Origin of the sequence: Pseudoalteromonas sp. NZS100 (genome assembly GCF_015864815.1) — a bacterium.
Lineage (GTDB): Bacteria > Pseudomonadota > Gammaproteobacteria > Enterobacterales > Alteromonadaceae > Pseudoalteromonas > Pseudoalteromonas distincta.
The window spans coordinates 63375-81311 of sequence record NZ_JADYWM010000019.1; the positions used below are offsets into that span (position 1 = coordinate 63375).

Consider the following 17937-nt stretch of genomic DNA (forward strand, 5'->3'; position numbering starts at 1 on the left):
TATGAATGCCATGCAATTTTTAATCAGTACCCTGTTTGATTTGTTTTTAATGGTGGTATTACTGCGCTTTTGGCTGCAGTGGGCAAAAGCCGACTTTTATAATCCAATGAGCCAGTTTGTGGTTAAAGCCACGTCGTTTGCGGTAAAACCACTGCGTAAAATCATTCCGGGGTTTGGCGGACTTGATCTAGCATCTCTGTTGCTGGCATTTATAGTGGCTGTAGCCAAAATTAGTACTTTAATGCTTGTTATATATAATGCGTGGGCAATACAGCCTGTGCTTATTCAAGCACTTATAACGGTACTAAAAGAAGGCCTTAATTTAGTATTTTGGGTACTTATTATTCGCGCTATTTTAAGTTGGGTTAGCCAAGGCTATAACCCTATAGAAGCGGTTTTCCACCAGCTTACTGAACCAATGCTAAAACCAATTCGTAAAATATTGCCATCAATGGGTGGCTTAGATTTATCAGTTTTAGTGCTTATTATTGGTATTCAGTTTTTGCAAATGCTGCTTATGGATTTTTTAGTCTAATATGGATTTTTTAATTAGAGGCCCAAAGGCCTCTTTTTTATATGTTTTGAGGAATACATAATGAACCGTTTAATTAAGTTTTGTTTTATTGCTTGTTTAGCATTTGCATTTAACGCGCAAAGCGAAGAAATGCAAGGCGCACAATACAAAGAGCTTGGCCCTTGGCAAGTCCATTACATCGCCTTTCCTTCTACTTTTATTCAGCCAAAAATAGCAAAAGCGTACAACCTTGAGCGCAGTGGCTACAAAGGGGTTGTAAACATTTCTATATTAAAAAATGATGCCGATAAAACAGCACAAACGGCAAAGCTTACAGGCACAGCTAAAAACCTACTTGGCAACAAACAAACGCTTACTTTTAAAGAAGTAAAAGAAGGTGAGTCAATTTATTACCTTGCCCAAGTTGATTACACCAACGAAGAGATTTTACGCTTTGAGATTGAAATACAACAAAGTAATCAATTTCAAAAATTACAGTTTCAGCAAAAATTTTACGTAGATTAATAACATGACCAAAACTTTAGTACTTGCTACAGGTAATCCTGGCAAAGTAAAAGAGCTAGCTAACATGCTAAGCTCTTTGAATATTAATGTAGTTCCACAGAGCGATTTTAACGTAGGTGAAGTTGCCGAAACCGGCACTACCTTTGTTGAAAATGCCATTATTAAAGCGCGCCATGCCGCTAAAATTACCGGCATGCCAGCTATTGCCGATGACTCAGGTTTAGAAGTCGATGGCCTAAATGGCGCACCCGGTGTTTACTCAGCCCGTTTTGCAGGCCCAGGTGCCAGCGATCAAGATAACATTGATAAGTTACTCGTTGATTTAGGTGATAACCCTATTCGCAGTGCACGCTTTTGGTGTGTACTGGTGTTAATGCGCCACGCAGACGACCCTACTCCGCTTATTTGTAGTGCTAGTTGGGAGGGCGAAATTACGCTCACTCAAAATGGCAACGGTGGATTTGGTTACGATCCAGTGTTTTTTGTAGCAGAGAAAAATTGTACGAGTGCCGCGCTTACAAAAGAGCAAAAAAATGCAGTGAGTCATCGCGGACAAGCGCTGCAAAAATTATTACTAGAACTACAGCAAAAAGGCGGCCTGTGAACCTTCCACCACTGAGCTTATATGTGCACGTGCCTTGGTGCGTGCAAAAATGCCCGTACTGCGATTTTAATAGCCACGGACAAAAAGGTGAAATACCTGAAGCTGAATATGTTCAACACTTAATTGATGACTTAAAAGCGGATTTGCACTTAGTGCAAGGACGTAAAATTCACAGCATTTTTATTGGTGGCGGCACACCAAGCCTATTAACTGGTGCAGCTTATACCCGTTTATTAAATGAAGTCGACAACCTAATTGGGCTTGAAGAACACTGCGAAATAACCCTTGAAGCCAACCCTGGTACAGTAGAAACAGGTCGCTTTAAAGATTACGTAAAAGCAGGCATTAACCGTATTTCTATCGGTGTGCAAAGCATGCAAAACGACAAGTTAAAAGCACTTGGTCGGATTCATGGCAGCGACGAGGCAAACTATGCCGCGCAACAAGCTACAGAAGCCGGTTTAAATAGCTTTAATCTTGATTTAATGCATGGCTTACCTGGGCAAACACTTGATGATGCTCTGAGTGATTTAAAACAAATAATAGCGCTCGATCCACCGCATATATCTTGGTATCAATTAACTATTGAACCCAATACTCAGTTTGCTTCAAAGCCCCCTACCTTGCCACAAGATGAAACACTGTGGGACATTCAAGAACAAGGGGTTGAGTTACTCGCGCAAGCAGGTTACGTGCAATACGAAATATCAGGCTATGCAAAACCAGGCTATCAATGCCAACATAACTTAAATTATTGGCGTTTTGGCGATTATCTCGGTATTGGCTGCGGCGCACATGGTAAGGTTACTGATGCAAATACAGGGCTTATAACGCGTACCGAAAAGGTTAAACATCCTCGCGGCTATATGGATTTAATTAAACCGTATATGTATAAAAGCTGGCATGTAGAGCAAGACGATTTAGCGTTTGAATTTTTTATGAATCGCTTTCGCCTTGTTGAGCCTTGCCCAATTAATGACTTTAATAAACTAACAACACTGCCGCTGCAAAGTCAGCAAAGTGCATTAAACCAAGCAATAAATAAAGGTTTATTGACTCAAACAGACAGCCATTGGCAGGTAACCTTAAAAGGTCATCGCTTTTTAAATGACCTGCTAGAATTGTTTGTGTAGCGCTAAGGCACTGCACAACAATATAAAACTAATAAATATAAATCACCCTAATGGGTTTCTAACAACAAAAGGGAAAACAATGCGTAAACTCACTTTTATTGCGGCCGCAGTAAGCGTTGCACTACTTGCTGGTTGCCAGCAAACAACACAACAATCTACTTCAGCCCCTATTGCACAAGCAGTTCAATCACAACAAAGTGAAATAGACAAAGCCAATGCATTTTTTGAAGATACATTTAACCGCGATGTAATGAGCAGCCCTGTATATCAAACATACATGGGGATTAAGCAAGATTACGATAAATGGGACGATGGCAGCGAAGAAAGAAAGCTCAAAGATTTAGCACAAACAAAAGCTGACCTAGTTGCATTAAAAGCAATTAATCGTGATCTATTAGATGATGCAACAAAAGTTAGCTACGACTTAAAAAAACAGGATCTTGAAAGCTCAATTGCTGACTTTAAATGGCGCTACCATAATTACCCTGTGAACCAAATGTTTGGTACGCATTCTATGATCCCTGCGTTTTTAATTAATCAGCACTCAATTAGTAATGTAAAAGAAGCTAAAGACTACATTTCACGCCTAAATGGTGTAACTGGTGTTATTGATCAGCTTATCGTTGATTTAACTGTACGTGCAGAAAAAGGCATCATAGCCCCTAAATTTGTGTTCCCGCATGTTATTGATTCAAGCAAAAATATTATCCACGGTGCGCCATTCGAAAAAGGCGATGATTCTACATTGCTTGCTGACTTTAAACGCAAAGTAACAGCGCTTGAAATTAACCAAAACGAAAAAGACTCGTTAATCAGCGATGCATCAGATGCATTAAAATCGGCTGTTAAACCATCTTACTCTAAGCTAATTAATTACCTAGCGCAGCTTGAGAAACGTGCTGATGATCGCGATGGCGCATGGAAATTACCAGATGGTGAAGCGTTTTATAACAACGCACTTAAGCGCACTACAACAACAGATTTAACGGCTAAAGAAATTCATGCAATTGGTTTATCTGAAGTGACACGTATTCATGATGAAATGCGTGAAATTAAAGATAAAGTAGGCTTTAAAGGCGACTTAAAAGCGTTTATGCAGTTTATGAAAACTGACAAACAATTTTACTACCCTAATGATGCACAAGGTAAGCAACGCTACCTTGATGAAGCCACTGGACTTATTGATACAATGAAAACACGCTTAGATGAGTTATTCATTGTTAAACCAAAAGCTGATTTAAAAGTAAAAGCAGTTGAAGCATTCCGTGAAAAAGCAGCGGGCAAAGCATTTTACCAACAGCCAGCTCCAGATGGTTCACGCCCAGGTATTTACTACGCTAACCTTTATGACATGGAAGCTATGCCAACATATCAAATGGAAGCACTTGCTTACCACGAAGGTATTCCGGGTCACCACATGCAAATCGCTATTTCGCAAGAACTAGAAGGCGTTCCTAAGTTCCGTAAATTTGGTGGCTACACAGCATATATTGAAGGTTGGGGTTTATACTCAGAGTTTATTCCTAAAGAAATGGGCATGTACTCAGACCCTTACTCAGATTTTGGTCGTCTTTCAATGGAGCTATGGCGCGCATGTCGTCTAGTGGTTGATACGGGTATTCACGCGATGAAGTGGACTCGCCAAGAAGGTATTGATTACTACGTAAATAACACGCCTAATGCAACATCTGACGGTGTTAAAATGGTTGAGCGTCACATTGTAATGCCTTCACAAGCAACGGCTTATAAAGTGGGTATGCTTAAGATTTTAGAACTTCGTGAAGATGCTAAAAAGCAACTGGGTGATAAGTTTGATATTCGCCAGTTCCACGACGTAGTACTTAAAAATGGTCCTGTACCACTTAATGTACTAGAGAACTTTGTTAATGAATGGGTAGCAAGCAAAAAAGCTTAAAACCAATTTAAACAATTGCTTTAAATATGAAAGGTCGCATTTGCGGCCTTTTTTGTTTTATAGTAGTAAAAAAGATTTTTGGAAATAATAATGGATTTAAGCATACAACTACTTAATGCGCGTATTTCAAAGCAACAGTTAAATGAGCTCGATAACGACTTTAAGCAGTTAAGCCCTGCTCAGCAAACTTTGCAGCTTAACCATTTATATGACAGCGCCCAACGGTTGAGTGTTAAGTATGACTTTATGCAAAACATAGCAACGCGGATATTAAGATCTAACACAGCGCCTTCTCCATTTATTAATCAACTCACTAATATTGACGCATTGAGCTTTTTTACCCCTGCGCTGAAAGTAAATAAAGGCTTTTTAGTACAAGATGCACAAGGAAATAATGTACTGCACAATGTGTTTAAGCATGCCGATGCGACAAAGCTGCCATTTAACTATGTGCGCTCTTTGATGTTGTTTGAATCAAATGATGAGTTAGCTAAAGCGCTGGCTCAGCCCAACTCTCATGGTTTGACACCGGTGGCCTGCTACATAGCCTATGCAAATAAACCTAGCACACCGGTAAAGCATGAATTTTCAGCTTTGTTAGCATTAATGGAAATAGAACAAAAACAAAATCCTAACGCTAAACAACAGCTTGCCAACGTAATAAAAGGGCAAAAAGTTAACGAGACCACAATTTTACTGAGCGCCGCTTACTTGCAACGCTCAACGGCGCAAGTTGCTCACTTAATCAAGGCGCTTTAATTCACTCACAACTTCTGTACGCACACTGTCTATGGCATGTGTAATAGATTGTGCAGCACTTTGGTGATCAACCATATTTGGCCAATTTGTTTGCCAGACCTTTTGTAAGTCTTTTGTTTTTAAATGTACTTTATCAACGGCTAAGTAGCTTAAGTCATGAATTAAGTTAACTTTAACCCAGCCTTTTCTGGGGCTGCCATCTATTTTGTTATTATCGTAATGTGCTGCAAATACAATAAGCTCAAGCTCGGCTAGTTCTTGTAAGATTTGAAAGCTAGCAATGCGTGTATTGTTGTTATCTTCACTTGCCTCCATCCGCCATGCATTATAACTAAAGCCTATAAACGCAAATACTACGCTCGCTATAGCAGTGAAAAAATACGAACGGGGCGCCAGTACAAACTGACCATATTTAGACTCTGACATATTATTTCCTAGTCATTTAAATAATATTCAACACTGGTTACCACTCTTATATTTTTTATTTGCGGTGTGTTTGAATCTCGATTACTGATACTAAATTGCCCTTGGCGAGCTGTTTTTATTTTGCCTAATTTTGAATTAGAGTCTTTAGCAAATTTATTAGCGACTTCACGCGCTTTTTCAGTTGCTTCTTGCACCATCGCAGGCTTTACATCATTGAGGCCAGTAAAGATGTATTCAACTTTTGTTTCGTAGCTATCTTGCACTATTGCGATATCTTGTTTAGCAAGCTGGCTTACTTTACTCAGCGCGTTTTGCACTTTATCTGGCGCAGCAGAATAAACAATAATATTTGAGCGCACTATGTATCTAAATTGTTGATTTTCATTACTGTATTCACGTGCTTGCTTATCAATAACTGACTGGCTACCTATTGTTATTTCATCGTCGTCAAAACCATGGAGTTTTAAAAAAGCAGTTACCGCATCATTTTTTTTCTCAACCCGGCTTACTAATTTTTCAAGGTTATTGTCGGCATCACTAAATTGCAGAGGCCAAATTACCGTATCGGCTATTACTTCTCGCTCGGCCAATCCCTTAACCTGCACAGTACGTTCCATCCCTTTCACACTCAAAGCGGTACTTTTTAAAATAAACCCTAAGCTAATTAAGCCTATACTTAAACAAATAGCCGCTATAACAATGTAAAAACCGGGGGTTTTATTCACAATAATCTCCTTGATTGATATCAATAATAAGCATCGAGACGCTCGAAATAACACAGTAAACAGGGTACATTGAGACTATAAATAACGCAAAATTTAATCAGCCTAGGAAAAACCATGAGCCTTAAGCGTATAACCCAATTTTTTAACCCAAGCTCAGTGGCCGTTATTGGCGCCTCTAACATATCAACTCGGGCTGGTTTTGTGGTTATGCGCAACTTACTTCAGGGCGGTTTTAAAGGGCCGATAATGCCTGTTACTCCAAGCCATAGCGCAGTACATGGCGTACTTGCTTATCCCTCTATTGCTGACTTACCAAAAGTACCTGACCTTGCTGTTATTTGTACTAACAAAAACACCTTAATTGATATTATTGAGCAGCTAGGAGAGCTTGGCTGTAAAACCGCTATTGTTATTGCCGATGGGCTATCTGGGGAGCAAAAAAGCGCGCTTAAAGCATGCGCTCAAGCCAAGCAAGTTACTTTGCTTGGACCCAACTGTTTAGGCTTGCTGATCCCTCATATTGGGTTAAATGCGAGCTTTTCACATACTGTGGCAAGCCCAGGTAAAATAGCATTTGTATCGCAATCAGCAGCAGTATGCTCAACCATTTTAGATTGGGCTAAAAACAAAGAAATTGGCTTTTCATATTTTGTATCAGTAGGCGATTGCCTTGATATAAACTTTAATGAACTACTCGACTTTTTAGGTCGTGATGCTAAAACCAAAGCTATTTTACTCTACATAGATAACATTGAAGATATTCGTGGCTTTATATCAGCAGCAAGAGCCGCGGCCTTTAGTAAACCTGTAATTGCGATTAAAACAGGTAAAACAACTGCGGGCGCACTTGCAGCCGAAATTCACACCGGTGGAAAGCAAAGCTCTGACGCTGTTTACGATGCGTTATTTCAACGAGCGGGTATGCTGCGTGTAAATGATTTACGAGAGCTATTTGCAGCGACACAAACACTCGCCATGCATCCAAAATTATTAAAAGTAGAACAACTGACAATTTTAACTAATGGTGGCGGCCCGGGTGTTATGGCTGTTGATGAGCTTATTCAAAACTCCGGTAAATTAGCAGAGCTAAGCATTGAAACCCGAAATGCACTAAATAAAGTCATTCCACAATCAGAAACCACCTCAAACCCTGTGGATATTTTTGGCGACTCAGCACCTGCGCGTTATAAGCAAGCATTAGAAATTTTACTGCACGCAAAAGAAGTTAAAAACTTACTGATTATCCATACTCCCTCAGCGCTTGCGCCCAGCGAAGACTACGCCAACATTATTGTAGAAACCTTACAAACATTACCTAAAATGGCACGCCCTTACGTTATAACTAACTTTATGGGTGAAGACGCATCTTACGCTGCCAGAAAAGTGTGCTCAAACAACGCAATACCCACTTATCGTACGCCCGAAGGGGCTGTAGGCGCGTTTATGCACTTGGTAACGTATCGTCGTAACCAAAAGCATTTAACGCAAACACCCGAGTCGAACACTGATGACGCTAAAATAAATAAGGTGGCAGCTAGAACCCTTATTAATGAGTTTTTAGATGATGGACAAAGCTACTTACCTACTCATCAGGCAAGCCAAGTATTGAACCACTATGGTATTAAATGCATTCAAACTGAGGTCGCTTACACCCCAACAGAAGCCAAAGAGCAAGCCATAGAGCTTGGTTTTCCAGTCGCATTAAAACTGATTAGTCCAAGTATTGCCTCAAAGTCTGAAGTAGGTGGGGTGGTGCTTAATTTAAACGACGCCAACGAGGTTGAACAAACTGCTTTTGCAATGCTTATCCGTATTAAAAACACTTATCCGGATGCTGTTATTGAAGGGTTTTCATTACAAAAAATGGCGCCGCGAGCAGGCGCAAATGAGCTGCGAATTGCAATTAAAACCGAGCCTAATTTTGGCCCAGTTATATTATTAGGTGAAGCAGGCACCGGCCTTGAATATGCACAAGCCGCCGTTGCTTTGCCTCCACTGAATATGAACTTGGCAAAGTATTTAATTGCTGCAGCGCACGACAAAGGCGTATTAAAGGAGCGCATACTCCCCGAGAAAGTTGATAAGTATCGTTTATGTGCACTGCTAACGCGTATTTCTCAGTTAGTTATTGATCAACCCGATATAAGCTCAATGGAACTAAATCCTATACTTGCCAGCAATGGGCAGTTTTTAGTGCTCGATGCCACTATGACACTTAACCGCTATCAAGCTCAGAGCAATCGTAAGCGCTTATCTATTCGTCCCTACCCTATTGAACTTGTTGAAGTGGTAACACTTAAAAACAACACTCAAGCTACGCTCAGACCGATAAAACCGGAAGATGAACAAGCCCATAAAGCATTTGACGAGTCACTTAACAAAGAAGACAGATATAAACGCTTTTTTGGCGAGCTTCCACAGTTTAACCACGATCAACTCGCTAAAATGACGCAAATTGATTACGACCGTGAAATGGCGTTTATTGTGTGCCAACGCTTTGAAGGTAAAACCCGTACACTGGGTGTGTCTCGCGTCATTATGGACCCCGATAACCTACATGCTGAGTTTGCTATTGTAGTGCGCTCAGACTGCCAAGGCTTAGGGCTTGGTCGTATACTAATGAGCGCTGCAATTAATCACTGCAAACGCCAAGGTGTGGAGTCGATTGAAGGCATAACCTTACCAGAGAATACAGGGATGATCGAACTTGCCCGTAAGCTAGGTTTTAAAATTAGTCGCGACTTTGAAGAAGGCAGTATTAACATGGTACTTAAACTTAAATAATGAATGAACCGCAAACGTTACGTCAAAAAATGGCTCGCCTGTTTGAAGGTACAGGTCAATATCAACGTTCAGGGCATATTCTTGATCTTGCGCTCATTAGCATAATAATGATTAACGTTGTAGCCATTGTTATTGAGTCAATCCCAAGTGTGGCAGAGCAGTATTACAACGAATTCTTAGTTTTAGAAATTGTATCGGTCGCTATTTTTGCTATTGAATACTTAGCCAGACTTTGGGCCTGTGTAGATAAAACACACTATGTAGCAATGGAAGGCTCGAACAACAAACGCAGATTAAAGTATTTTTTATCACCACTGGCGTTAATCGACTTAATAGCGATTTTGCCAAGCTTAATGATGTTTTTATTTCCTCTCGATTTACGTTTTTTACGCATACTCAGATTATTAAGAGTATTTAAACTCACTCGCTACTCACGCGCCATGCAGCTACTTTTAAAAGCCTTTAACGATGAAGGTAGTTCATTAATGGCTGCTTTTTTTATAATGGCCGTTGTGCTTATTTTAGCTTCATGCGGAATTTATTTAATTGAGCACGATATACAACCCGATAAATTTGGCTCTATTCCTGCGGCTATGTGGTGGGCAATGGCAACACTAACGACCGTTGGTTATGGCGATGTAGTACCTATAACGCCATTGGGTAAGTTTTTCGGTGGCGTTATCACACTACTGAGCATGGGTATGGTCGCTATTCCTACCGGATTACTGGCATCTAGTTTTTCAGAACAGATACGTAAACGGCGTCAGTTTTTTGAAGACGCTGTGCACGAGTCAATTCAAGATGGCACACTTAATGACACCCAACAAGTACACCTAGAAGAGCTACGCCATAAGCTAGGCTTGAGTAAACTAGAAGCTAATAAGGCCATTAAAACGCAGTTAAATGAGCATAACAGCCATTTGTTTTGCAGACACTGCGGTAAAAGGCCTTAAATAAGTACTGCTATTATTAATTAAATATATCACTCCAATCGCGATTAATAAGCGCGAGTACTTCGGTATTAGGTACCGGTTTACTAAATAAATACCCTTGGAAATGCTTGCACCCTCTCGCCTTTAAAAAAGCAAGTTGGTGCGAGCTTTCTACGCCTTCCGCGACACACTCTTTGCCTAAACTATCTGCAAGCGCGAGTGTTGATTGGATAATGGCCTCATCATCAGAATCTATGCCTATGTCTTGTACAAAGCTTCTATCTATTTTTAGTACATCAATAGGAAAACGTTTTAAATAGGTAAGCGATGCGTAACCTGTACCAAAATCATCCATGTACAATCTACAACCCAACTTTTTAAGTTGTTCCATGCTGTGCAGCGCTTCTTTTGAATCACGCATTAATATTGATTCGGTTATTTCAAAAACAATTGCCTCAGATGATACACCTGAATTATTTAACGCTTTTTTAATTTCAGGTACGAGTTCTTTAAACTCAAAATCTAGTGCCGATAAGTTAATAGATAAATACAGGTTAGGTGAGGCTTTTCGCCACTCTTTTAACTCCAATAAAGCGCGCGCAAAGGTCTGCAGCATAATTTTTGTAATTAAGCCTATCCCCTCTGCAGCCAGCGAAAACTCTTGAGTTTGTACTAGTTTATTTTCGGGCCAACGCAGCAGTACTTCAAAACCTTCTGTTTTTTGGCTCTTAGCATTAATAATAGGCTGATAGTAATTACAAAACTCTTCTTCTCGATACGCTCTAGTAAGCTGAGATTCAAGATGCAGCGCTCTTTGAACATGCTGGTTCATCTCTTGCTTATAAAACTGGTAGCGCCCTTCTAAAGAGTCTTTTGCATGATATAACGCTATGCTCGCAGCTTTTAAAAGAGCAGGGCCTTGCTCTGCGTCATCTGGCGATATCGACACACCAATACTTAAATTAACGTTTACAACTTGGCCATTAATCGCAATATTTTGATTCACGCAATCCATCAACTTAGTACATATTATAAGTACTTGCTCTATCTGATGAATATCTTCTACTAGCACAACAAACTCATCGCCACCAAATCGCGCAACACTATCCGATGGTCGCAAAGAGCACTTTAAGCGCTCAGCAACTTCTTTAATTAGCTCATCAGCCGCTTCGTGCCCTAATGAGTCATTAAAGTATTTAAAACGTTTAATATTGATATGTAACAAAGCCACTTTGCATCCATGCAGTTTTGCTTGTTCAAGGGCGTGTTCAACGCGGTCATTAAATAATGTACGATTTGGCAGCCCAGTTAAGGCATCGTAGTTGGCCAATAAGTGCAGCTCATTTTCAGCTGATTTTTGTGCGTTTATATCGGTTAAAATAATGACATAACTATTAAGGCGCTGCTCGTTATCGGCCACTGCACTTATTTTCACAAGTACATGACGCGATTCACCATTAGCTAAAACCACACTGTCTTCGCACGAAAAATGCTCCCCAACAGATAGCTTTTGCATAATGCGTAAATAATCAAAACGATTGCTGCGCGATATACCTAAATTTAAAGTCCGACTAGATAACGACTCTGCGGAGAAGTTAAAGGCGGTTTGCAGTGATTTATTAGAAGCCCGAATATTTAAGTTTTTATCGAGTATAAACACCCAATCACGTGTTTGCTCAAATGCTGCCGTAAATAGTAAAGCGTGTTCTTCAAACACCATCTCACGGGTCATATTAGTATAAGTACCCGCTACTTTTTGTGGAGTTTTATCATCCCACTCAACGACTTTTCCAAAATCCTTATACCAGCGCCAATAACCTTTTGCATGGCGCAGGCGGTAGGTGCAATTAAAGTAACCTTTATCGGTAGATAAAAACTCAAGCCACTCTAAGCGAAATAATTGTTTATCTTGCGGATGAATTTTAGATAAATATTCATCAAGGCTCACGGTTTCATTTTCGTAGCCTAACTCACTCGCTAAGCGAGGTTGGTAAATACTTGGATTACTTGATTCCCAATCCCAAACACCCGACTCGCTGCCTTCAAGCGCTAGCTTTAAACGCGCTTCGCTTTCTTTACTTTCTTTATTTGCTGCCAATAAAATACGCTGAATTTTATTACGGCGCATAACCCACATAGCAACAAAACCAATAAACAGCATGGCGTAAAGCACCATAAAATAAGGTGCACGCCAAAGCGGATACTTTACTTTTATTTTTAAAATAGCAGGCGAGGTATATTCGCCAGTCAGGGGGTCTTTAGCCCAAACTTTTAATTGGTAATTACCTGGATTCAATTTTGGAAACAATACGCGGTTGTTATTTCGAGTATAACTTTTTTGTCCGTTATCGAGTTGATACTCATAAATGATGCGTTCTTGATTACTAAATGCCATAGCCGAAAATGCCACTTCAAGCCCAATATCATCATGATTTAACACAACTTCGTTGAGCGGCTGTTTTAAATCAAGCGATAGATCTCGTGACATTAAATCAACTCGCGTAATATTTACGTGATCAATAAGTGATTGGTAATTTTGGTTTTCCATTGGGTGAAAATAAGTAAAACCTTTTAAGCTACCATACGCAATATGGCCATCTTTGAGCTGTGCCATGGCATTACTATTAAACTCAGCAGAGAGTAGCCCTTCTGAAGTAGAAAATTGTTGAAAATGAAGTGTTTCTGGGTTTAATCGCCAAATGCCTTTATGGCTACTCATCCAGATCATGCCATCATCATCTAGCACCATATCGTAAAGCAATGTGCCTAATTTATTCTTCTCTAAATCGATTGTATGTACTAATTGATAAGTAGATGCGTCAAGGCCTATCAAGCCAAAATTAGAAAGTGATATCCACAATATATTGTTGTTATCAATTAAATAAGAAAGCACGCTAATGGCTACGTTTTCGTGCTGTTTTGGCACTTTGTAAATCATTTTAAGTGCTAAATCACTTGGGTTTACTTGATATAAAATTCCAGCATTAAAAAATAATGGTGAATCTGGTTTATTGTTCAACGCGGGTAAAAAGCCATGAGCTAAAAAGGGTTCAAACTGGTCAAACTGGCCACCCAAACGCGTTATTACTTGAGAATCTATATTGTATATAAATACCCCATGATCTGAGTGCACAAAGTATAGATCGCCATTTGGCATGAGTGTAACGCCATGCACTCTACCAGTAATCAGCTCTTGATTAGCAGGATTATGCACTTTAGGTTCGCTAACTTGATGCGTTACAGGGTCAAAAATAAATAAACCACGGTTTGTATAAAGCCATAAATTATCTTTATAGGGCGTTATCTCATATACGGTAAACTCAGTGGTGAGTAAGTCGACTTTGTAGTCTTTTAAATAAGCTTTACCAATATTTGTTTTTAAATCAACCTCGGTAATACCGTTATGCGTTGCAAGCCAAAGCTTATCTTTATATTCGGTAATCCCCCAGATAGAGTGATGTGATAAACCATCCCCCCCGAGCAAAGTGCCATCGACATTATTAAAATGATAGCTGTCGTGAGATAAGTAAAACGCTCCATCAGTCTTAGTCGCAACCCACGTACCACCCGATTTATCTTTAGCCATATCAATAATACTGGTATCGGCAAGTGTGTACTTACTTTGGGCTATTCGAGTGTTTTTAATCATCTCTTTTGTGTTTAAATCAAATTTAAACAAGCCTTTGTCGGTAGCTAAATCTATTGTTCCGTGTTCGTTTACTATGCTCCACACATTTAAGTCACTTAGTAATACTTTACTTTTAAAAGGTAAATCTGGGCGTTCAAACATTTTTGATAAGTTACTAATATCAACTTCGTATAAGCCTTGTACCGCCCCTACTAACAACTGTTTATTTTCACCTAATGCGAACGACTTAACATTATTTTGGTAAATATGTTCAGCTTCACCTTTTAAGTGCTGTAGGGGTCTAACTTGCTCTGTTGCAATATCAAATACGTATGCGCCATGGCTTGTACCTATAAATATATAACCATTGTAGGCAAACAGCTTTCTCACAAGAGTATTTTTATATTTAGCAGGCAGCTCAAAAATAGTTGTTATTTTTCCGGTTGCTATATCAAGCTTTGCAAAATCGCGGCCTCGGCCAATCCAAAGTGTTTTTTTATCAACGGCCACCATACTAAAAACAGACTGATTGATAATTTCTTCTTCACTGGTAGGTTTTACTAGAAATTGCTGATATGAATCTGTTACGGGGTCGTATCTAAATAGGCCTGCAAGTAAAGAGGCTATCCAAATGTGCCCTTGAGGGTCTTGGTAAATACGATCGATGATCGCCTCTTCTAACTCACCATTAGGGCCGTTTATTGGAATAACTTGATAGCCATCATAACGATTAAGCCCGGCCTCTGTCGAAAGCCAAAGGTAACCGTTAGTGTCTATAAGCATTGTATTAACGTAGCTTTGCGATAAGCCTTCGCTTGGAGATAAGCGTTTTACTTGTGCCCCTACTTGGCAACTTAGAATAGTTATTAAAACTACAAAGCAACTAATGATCCCATTAACGCATTTACTCATGCTTATTCCATATTATTATTTATTATTATGGGTACTCTAGAGCGACTATATTTCGATGTTTGTAAGTATCAAAAAGTACTTGTAAAGCAAGAGTATATGTTAACACCTGGTTAAAACCAATAGCACAATATAAATCAGCTACGTTTTCATATGCGAAGGTCTTTATCTCTCTATTTTGCGACTTTAAGAGTGTTGAAAGCAATTGTTTTGCAATCCCTTTACCGCGATGTTCCAGCGCAACAAACATGGTAGATAAAAATAAAAACTCTGTTTTATCTTGTAACCTACATGCTGCCACTATTTCATTATTATAGTAAGTAACCCATACCTTATCTTGTTTATTAGCACGCCCTCTTACGCTGTGCTTTTTGTAAAATTTATTCACAAGTGGGGTTTTTAGTTCATTTAACACTTCAACTTTATACATTTTTATATCGATATTTAGCTAAGCATTAGCGCTAAATACTGTTCAAATTTTTGTTTCAAAACCATTTGCTCTGCCACTGGGCGGCTGTGGATTGTGTTGTAAACTTGCTCTCTCGTTTTTTTATTACGCTTAATTTGATACGCCCAAAAAGACGCTTCATAATCTAACTGAATTTGATATTTTTCTTCACGTGGTAATAGGCATAAATTAAAACTCACAATACTTCCTCATTCGCTTTTAAGATTATTTGATTCCCCCTCTAAACTGGGCAAGAGGTAATCTCCTTGTTATTATACGCGTCTTATTTTATTTATTTCTGTAGTAATTGGAACTGATAATGAATAGACATTTTAGTATCTTGTTATTATTGGTAAATTTATTTTTTAGTGCCTCTTGTTTTAGTCATCAATACAACCTCACTTTTAATCGTCCGCAAAGTACACCTCAAGCTGATTACGCCTTAGAGCTATTAAAGTTAGCATACGCAGATATCGGTTTTAAAATACATATAATCGATTTTAGTCACCAAAATGCTTTGCTCGCTGCAAATAATGGCGTACTTGATGGGCAGTTAGGAAGAGATGCAAGCGTTGAAGAAAAATACGAAAACTTAATTAGAGTCGATTATGAGCTATTTAAGTTTGACTTAGTATTATATAAAAACTGTTTACCTAACAGTTTAGAACAACTCGATAGCGTCGCAATTGTTGATGGCTACCCTGTGCAAGAACATTATTTAGCAAGCACACAGTTTGCAGGGAATATTATTAAAGTTAAAAGCATGAATACCCAACTTAATTTGCTTGCTCAGAAAAAAGTACAGGGAGCTTTAATGATTAACTTTATAATGCAAAACAATGAGCTCCCGTCACCTCAAGGCTGTTTTGTAAAAGAAGTGTTGAATACTTATCCGCTTTATCATTATTTAAATAAACGTAATGAAAACTTAGTAGAAAAGCTTAAAATGTCACTAATTAACCTAACTAACAATGGCACTGTGTACGCACTAAGAGCCAAATATGGATTAAGCTTTTAAAAGTCGAACCCTTGCTGCTGCGCCTGCGTGCTTGGCACTGCATTTTGCTGCTTTTTTTGAAGGTAGCGCTTGTAGCGCTGCTGGCACAAACTAAGCACCTTCTTTTTTTGGTCGTTCGATAAGGTATTCCACGAAAAGCGTTCATCCCGACTACGATAACACCCTTTGCAATATCCTCTGTTGTTAACTAAGCAAATACTTTTGCAAGGACTTGGAATATCAAATATTTCAATTTGTTGCATGCATAAGTACCGCCCAGTTGAAGAGGAGGTATTAGTATAGCGTTATTTTTGAGCAAAAAAAAAGCAGCAATTTAATTGCTGCTTAGTTTTGTTGAGCTGGGATTATTAATACTCACAGCTATTGGTATTTATCTCTGTTTTACGGTGAAATGGCTTAGCGTACATGGCCAGCACTAACGGTTTTAACTCTTCTGGTACACAGGCTAAACGCTGTTCAAACGTCGCTGTATCAGGAGAATCTATTACCGCCTCTTTACAGCCACCAGCAATGTAATTACCTGGGTGCAAATAAAACGAATCTACAATTTGCCTATCAATTGTTTTAGCAAGCTCTTCAGCACTATCACATTTAGATTCGATTGGCTGTCCAAATGCTAAATGCACATGCCCTTTAGCCGAACTAAAGCCTTCAACAATACTGGCAATATCTTCACCCGCTGACTTAATATATTCACCATGATGCTGTTTATGATAAAGCTCTTTAGCCTTAGCAATTGCACACGGTTCATATTGATAAGAAATAGAAACAGGCACTATTTTTAACTCTTTAATATAATCGCCAAATTCTTTCTTTTGTTTACGTCCATTTAATTGCAACATTTTTAAAAGGGCAGGATCTGTTTGATCAAAACCGTCTTTTGCACGCCCTTCTTTTTGTGCAATCCAAATAGAATTTCCACCGATTAAAGAGTCATAGATATATGACGATAACTGGGTTAATGCTTTTAACATTTCTTTTGGTGCTTTAGCAGAGCGCTTAACAATGAAACTTTTATTTAAACGCATAAGCTCAGTAATGTAAGGTATTTGCAATAAATTATCGCCAATAGCAATACGCACTGTTTTCATTTTATGCTGATATAAACCCCAATTAACTAATGCAGGATCAAGCACTATGTCTCTGTGGTTTGAAATAAATAAATAGGCCTGATTAGCGTCTAACTGCTCTAGCCCAGAAAAGGTAACTTTTGATGTGGTGCGCTTCACTAGTTTATCTAAGTATTGCGCCACTTCATTTTGCACATCTTCAACGGTGCTTACTTTGCCCCATTTTTTGCGTAACTGACTTCTTACCATTGGACGTGCAATAAAAGGCACTGCCGATAAAAAGCGCGGTAAATTATACTTTGCTATTACATCAATAAACGCATCATCGTTAATCAAACGTGTAAGCGACGCCGCAACTTCGTCGTCGTTGTATGGGCGTATATCTGCGTATTTATCTTCTAATTCACTCATTACTACATCTACAATGTTAAAAAACGGCACGCTAAAGCGCACCGTTTATGTCTATATCCGATTATAACTCAGCCAATCTAAAATGCGAAATAACCAAAAAAACGATTTTTTATTTTAGCAACCTGCTTTAAAGCCG

At 39.0% G+C, this 17937-nt stretch carries 16 protein-coding genes; 9 read left to right on the forward strand and 7 right to left on the reverse strand.

What is annotated here, in order from left to right; translation table 11 throughout:
* Position 1: 1 nt before the first annotated feature.
* The 6 genes from I6E69_RS16835 (at position 2) to I6E69_RS16860 (ending at position 5450) form a co-directional block, all read left to right on the forward strand.
* Positions 2 to 535: a YggT family protein gene (locus I6E69_RS16835; RefSeq protein ID WP_002962568.1), complete on the forward strand. Its 534-nt coding sequence runs from the start codon at positions 2 to 4 to the stop codon at positions 533 to 535.
* 60 nt (positions 536 to 595) lie between these two features.
* Positions 596 to 1039: a DUF4426 domain-containing protein gene (locus I6E69_RS16840; RefSeq protein ID WP_154903714.1), complete on the forward strand. Its 444-nt coding sequence runs from the start codon at positions 596 to 598 to the stop codon at positions 1037 to 1039.
* 4 nt (positions 1040 to 1043) lie between these two features.
* Positions 1044 to 1643 (forward strand): RdgB/HAM1 family non-canonical purine NTP pyrophosphatase, encoded by a 600-nt coding sequence (rdgB, locus tag I6E69_RS16845; protein WP_197121704.1) that lies wholly within the window; start codon positions 1044 to 1046, stop codon positions 1641 to 1643.
* Positions 1640 to 2776, forward strand: coding sequence for a radical SAM family heme chaperone HemW (gene hemW, locus I6E69_RS16850; protein WP_165723836.1), 1137 nt, complete (start codon positions 1640 to 1642; stop codon positions 2774 to 2776). Before rdgB ends, hemW begins: the two co-directional genes overlap by 4 nt.
* A 79-nt stretch (positions 2777 to 2855) precedes the next feature.
* The gene (locus I6E69_RS16855) at positions 2856 to 4691 is read left to right on the forward strand and encodes a DUF885 family protein (protein ID WP_197121705.1); all 1836 of its coding nucleotides are present in this window, start codon (positions 2856 to 2858) and stop codon (positions 4689 to 4691) included.
* A gap of 90 nt (positions 4692 to 4781) precedes the next feature.
* Positions 4782 to 5450 carry a hypothetical protein gene (locus I6E69_RS16860; protein WP_154903716.1) on the forward strand — a complete coding sequence of 223 codons (669 nt, stop codon included), beginning with the start codon at positions 4782 to 4784 and terminating at the stop codon, positions 5448 to 5450.
* Here the strand turns inward: I6E69_RS16860 and I6E69_RS16865 are convergent.
* The gene (locus tag I6E69_RS16865; protein ID WP_039488311.1) at positions 5433 to 5876 is read right to left on the reverse strand and encodes a hypothetical protein; all 444 of its coding nucleotides are present in this window, start codon (positions 5874 to 5876) and stop codon (positions 5433 to 5435) included. The genes I6E69_RS16860 and I6E69_RS16865 overlap by 18 nt on opposite strands.
* Before the next feature lie 8 nt (positions 5877 to 5884).
* Complete coding sequence (locus tag I6E69_RS16870) at positions 5885 to 6601, reverse strand: SIMPL domain-containing protein (protein WP_002962579.1); 717 nt, start codon at positions 6599 to 6601, stop codon at positions 5885 to 5887.
* A 114-nt stretch (positions 6602 to 6715) separates the two neighbouring features.
* Here I6E69_RS16870 and I6E69_RS16875 point away from each other — a divergent pair, with 114 nt between their 5' ends.
* The gene (locus I6E69_RS16875; RefSeq protein WP_193225614.1) at positions 6716 to 9385 is read left to right on the forward strand and encodes a bifunctional acetate--CoA ligase family protein/GNAT family N-acetyltransferase; all 2670 of its coding nucleotides are present in this window, start codon (positions 6716 to 6718) and stop codon (positions 9383 to 9385) included.
* The gene (locus I6E69_RS16880) at positions 9385 to 10338 is read left to right on the forward strand and encodes an ion transporter (protein WP_154903719.1); all 954 of its coding nucleotides are present in this window, start codon (positions 9385 to 9387) and stop codon (positions 10336 to 10338) included. The genes I6E69_RS16875 and I6E69_RS16880 overlap by 1 nt, the downstream gene beginning before the upstream one ends.
* A gap of 16 nt (positions 10339 to 10354) precedes the next feature.
* Here the strand turns inward: I6E69_RS16880 and I6E69_RS16885 are convergent, their stop codons facing one another.
* Genes I6E69_RS16885 through I6E69_RS16895 form a run of 3 tightly spaced genes read right to left on the reverse strand, consistent with a single transcriptional unit; the run spans position 10355 to position 15502 of the window.
* Positions 10355 to 14857: an EAL domain-containing protein gene (locus tag I6E69_RS16885; RefSeq protein WP_197121706.1), complete on the reverse strand. Its 4503-nt coding sequence runs from the start codon at positions 14855 to 14857 to the stop codon at positions 10355 to 10357.
* A 25-nt stretch (positions 14858 to 14882) separates the two neighbouring features.
* Positions 14883 to 15284, reverse strand: a complete 402-nt coding sequence (locus tag I6E69_RS16890; protein ID WP_024596205.1) for a GNAT family N-acetyltransferase — start codon at positions 15282 to 15284, stop codon at positions 14883 to 14885.
* 14 nt (positions 15285 to 15298) lie between these two features.
* Complete coding sequence (locus I6E69_RS16895; RefSeq protein ID WP_024596204.1) at positions 15299 to 15502, reverse strand: DUF3283 family protein; 204 nt, start codon at positions 15500 to 15502, stop codon at positions 15299 to 15301.
* Between the two features lie 119 nt (positions 15503 to 15621).
* Between I6E69_RS16895 and I6E69_RS16900 the strand changes: the two genes are divergently transcribed.
* A complete protein-coding gene (locus I6E69_RS16900) occupies positions 15622 to 16320 on the forward strand; it encodes an ABC transporter substrate-binding protein (RefSeq protein ID WP_197121707.1) in 699 nt (232 codons plus the stop codon).
* On the opposite strand, the gene I6E69_RS16905 is transcribed toward I6E69_RS16900, so the two are convergent.
* On the reverse strand, positions 16317 to 16562 hold the full coding sequence (locus tag I6E69_RS16905; protein ID WP_008170756.1) for a DUF1289 domain-containing protein: 246 nt from the start codon (positions 16560 to 16562) through the stop codon (positions 16317 to 16319). The genes I6E69_RS16900 and I6E69_RS16905 overlap by 4 nt on opposite strands.
* Before the next feature lie 105 nt (positions 16563 to 16667).
* On the reverse strand, positions 16668 to 17801 hold the full coding sequence (locus I6E69_RS16910) for a 1-acyl-sn-glycerol-3-phosphate acyltransferase (RefSeq protein WP_039488367.1): 1134 nt from the start codon (positions 17799 to 17801) through the stop codon (positions 16668 to 16670).
* Positions 17802 to 17937 lie beyond the last annotated feature (136 nt).

What these genes read in the sequence shown, in the direction of transcription:
- I6E69_RS16835 (WP_002962568.1), top strand. Translation starts at nt 2, where the DNA reads ATGAATGCCATGCAATTTTTAATCAGTACCCTGTTTGATTTGTTTTTA.
- I6E69_RS16840 (WP_154903714.1), top strand. Translation starts at nt 596, where the DNA reads ATGAACCGTTTAATTAAGTTTTGTTTTATTGCTTGTTTAGCATTTGCA.
- rdgB (WP_197121704.1), top strand. Translation starts at nt 1,044, where the DNA reads ATGACCAAAACTTTAGTACTTGCTACAGGTAATCCTGGCAAAGTAAAA.
- I6E69_RS16855 (WP_197121705.1), top strand. Translation starts at nt 2,856, where the DNA reads ATGCGTAAACTCACTTTTATTGCGGCCGCAGTAAGCGTTGCACTACTT.
- I6E69_RS16860 (WP_154903716.1), top strand. Translation starts at nt 4,782, where the DNA reads ATGGATTTAAGCATACAACTACTTAATGCGCGTATTTCAAAGCAACAG.
- I6E69_RS16865 (WP_039488311.1), bottom strand. Translation starts at nt 5,876, where the DNA reads ATGTCAGAGTCTAAATATGGTCAGTTTGTACTGGCGCCCCGTTCGTAT.
- I6E69_RS16875 (WP_193225614.1), top strand. Translation starts at nt 6,716, where the DNA reads ATGAGCCTTAAGCGTATAACCCAATTTTTTAACCCAAGCTCAGTGGCC.
- I6E69_RS16880 (WP_154903719.1), top strand. Translation starts at nt 9,385, where the DNA reads ATGAATGAACCGCAAACGTTACGTCAAAAAATGGCTCGCCTGTTTGAA.
- I6E69_RS16885 (WP_197121706.1), bottom strand. Translation starts at nt 14,857, where the DNA reads ATGAGTAAATGCGTTAATGGGATCATTAGTTGCTTTGTAGTTTTAATA.
- I6E69_RS16890 (WP_024596205.1), bottom strand. Translation starts at nt 15,284, where the DNA reads ATGTATAAAGTTGAAGTGTTAAATGAACTAAAAACCCCACTTGTGAAT.
- I6E69_RS16900 (WP_197121707.1), top strand. Translation starts at nt 15,622, where the DNA reads ATGAATAGACATTTTAGTATCTTGTTATTATTGGTAAATTTATTTTTT.
- I6E69_RS16905 (WP_008170756.1), bottom strand. Translation starts at nt 16,562, where the DNA reads ATGCAACAAATTGAAATATTTGATATTCCAAGTCCTTGCAAAAGTATT.
- I6E69_RS16910 (WP_039488367.1), bottom strand. Translation starts at nt 17,801, where the DNA reads ATGAGTGAATTAGAAGATAAATACGCAGATATACGCCCATACAACGAC.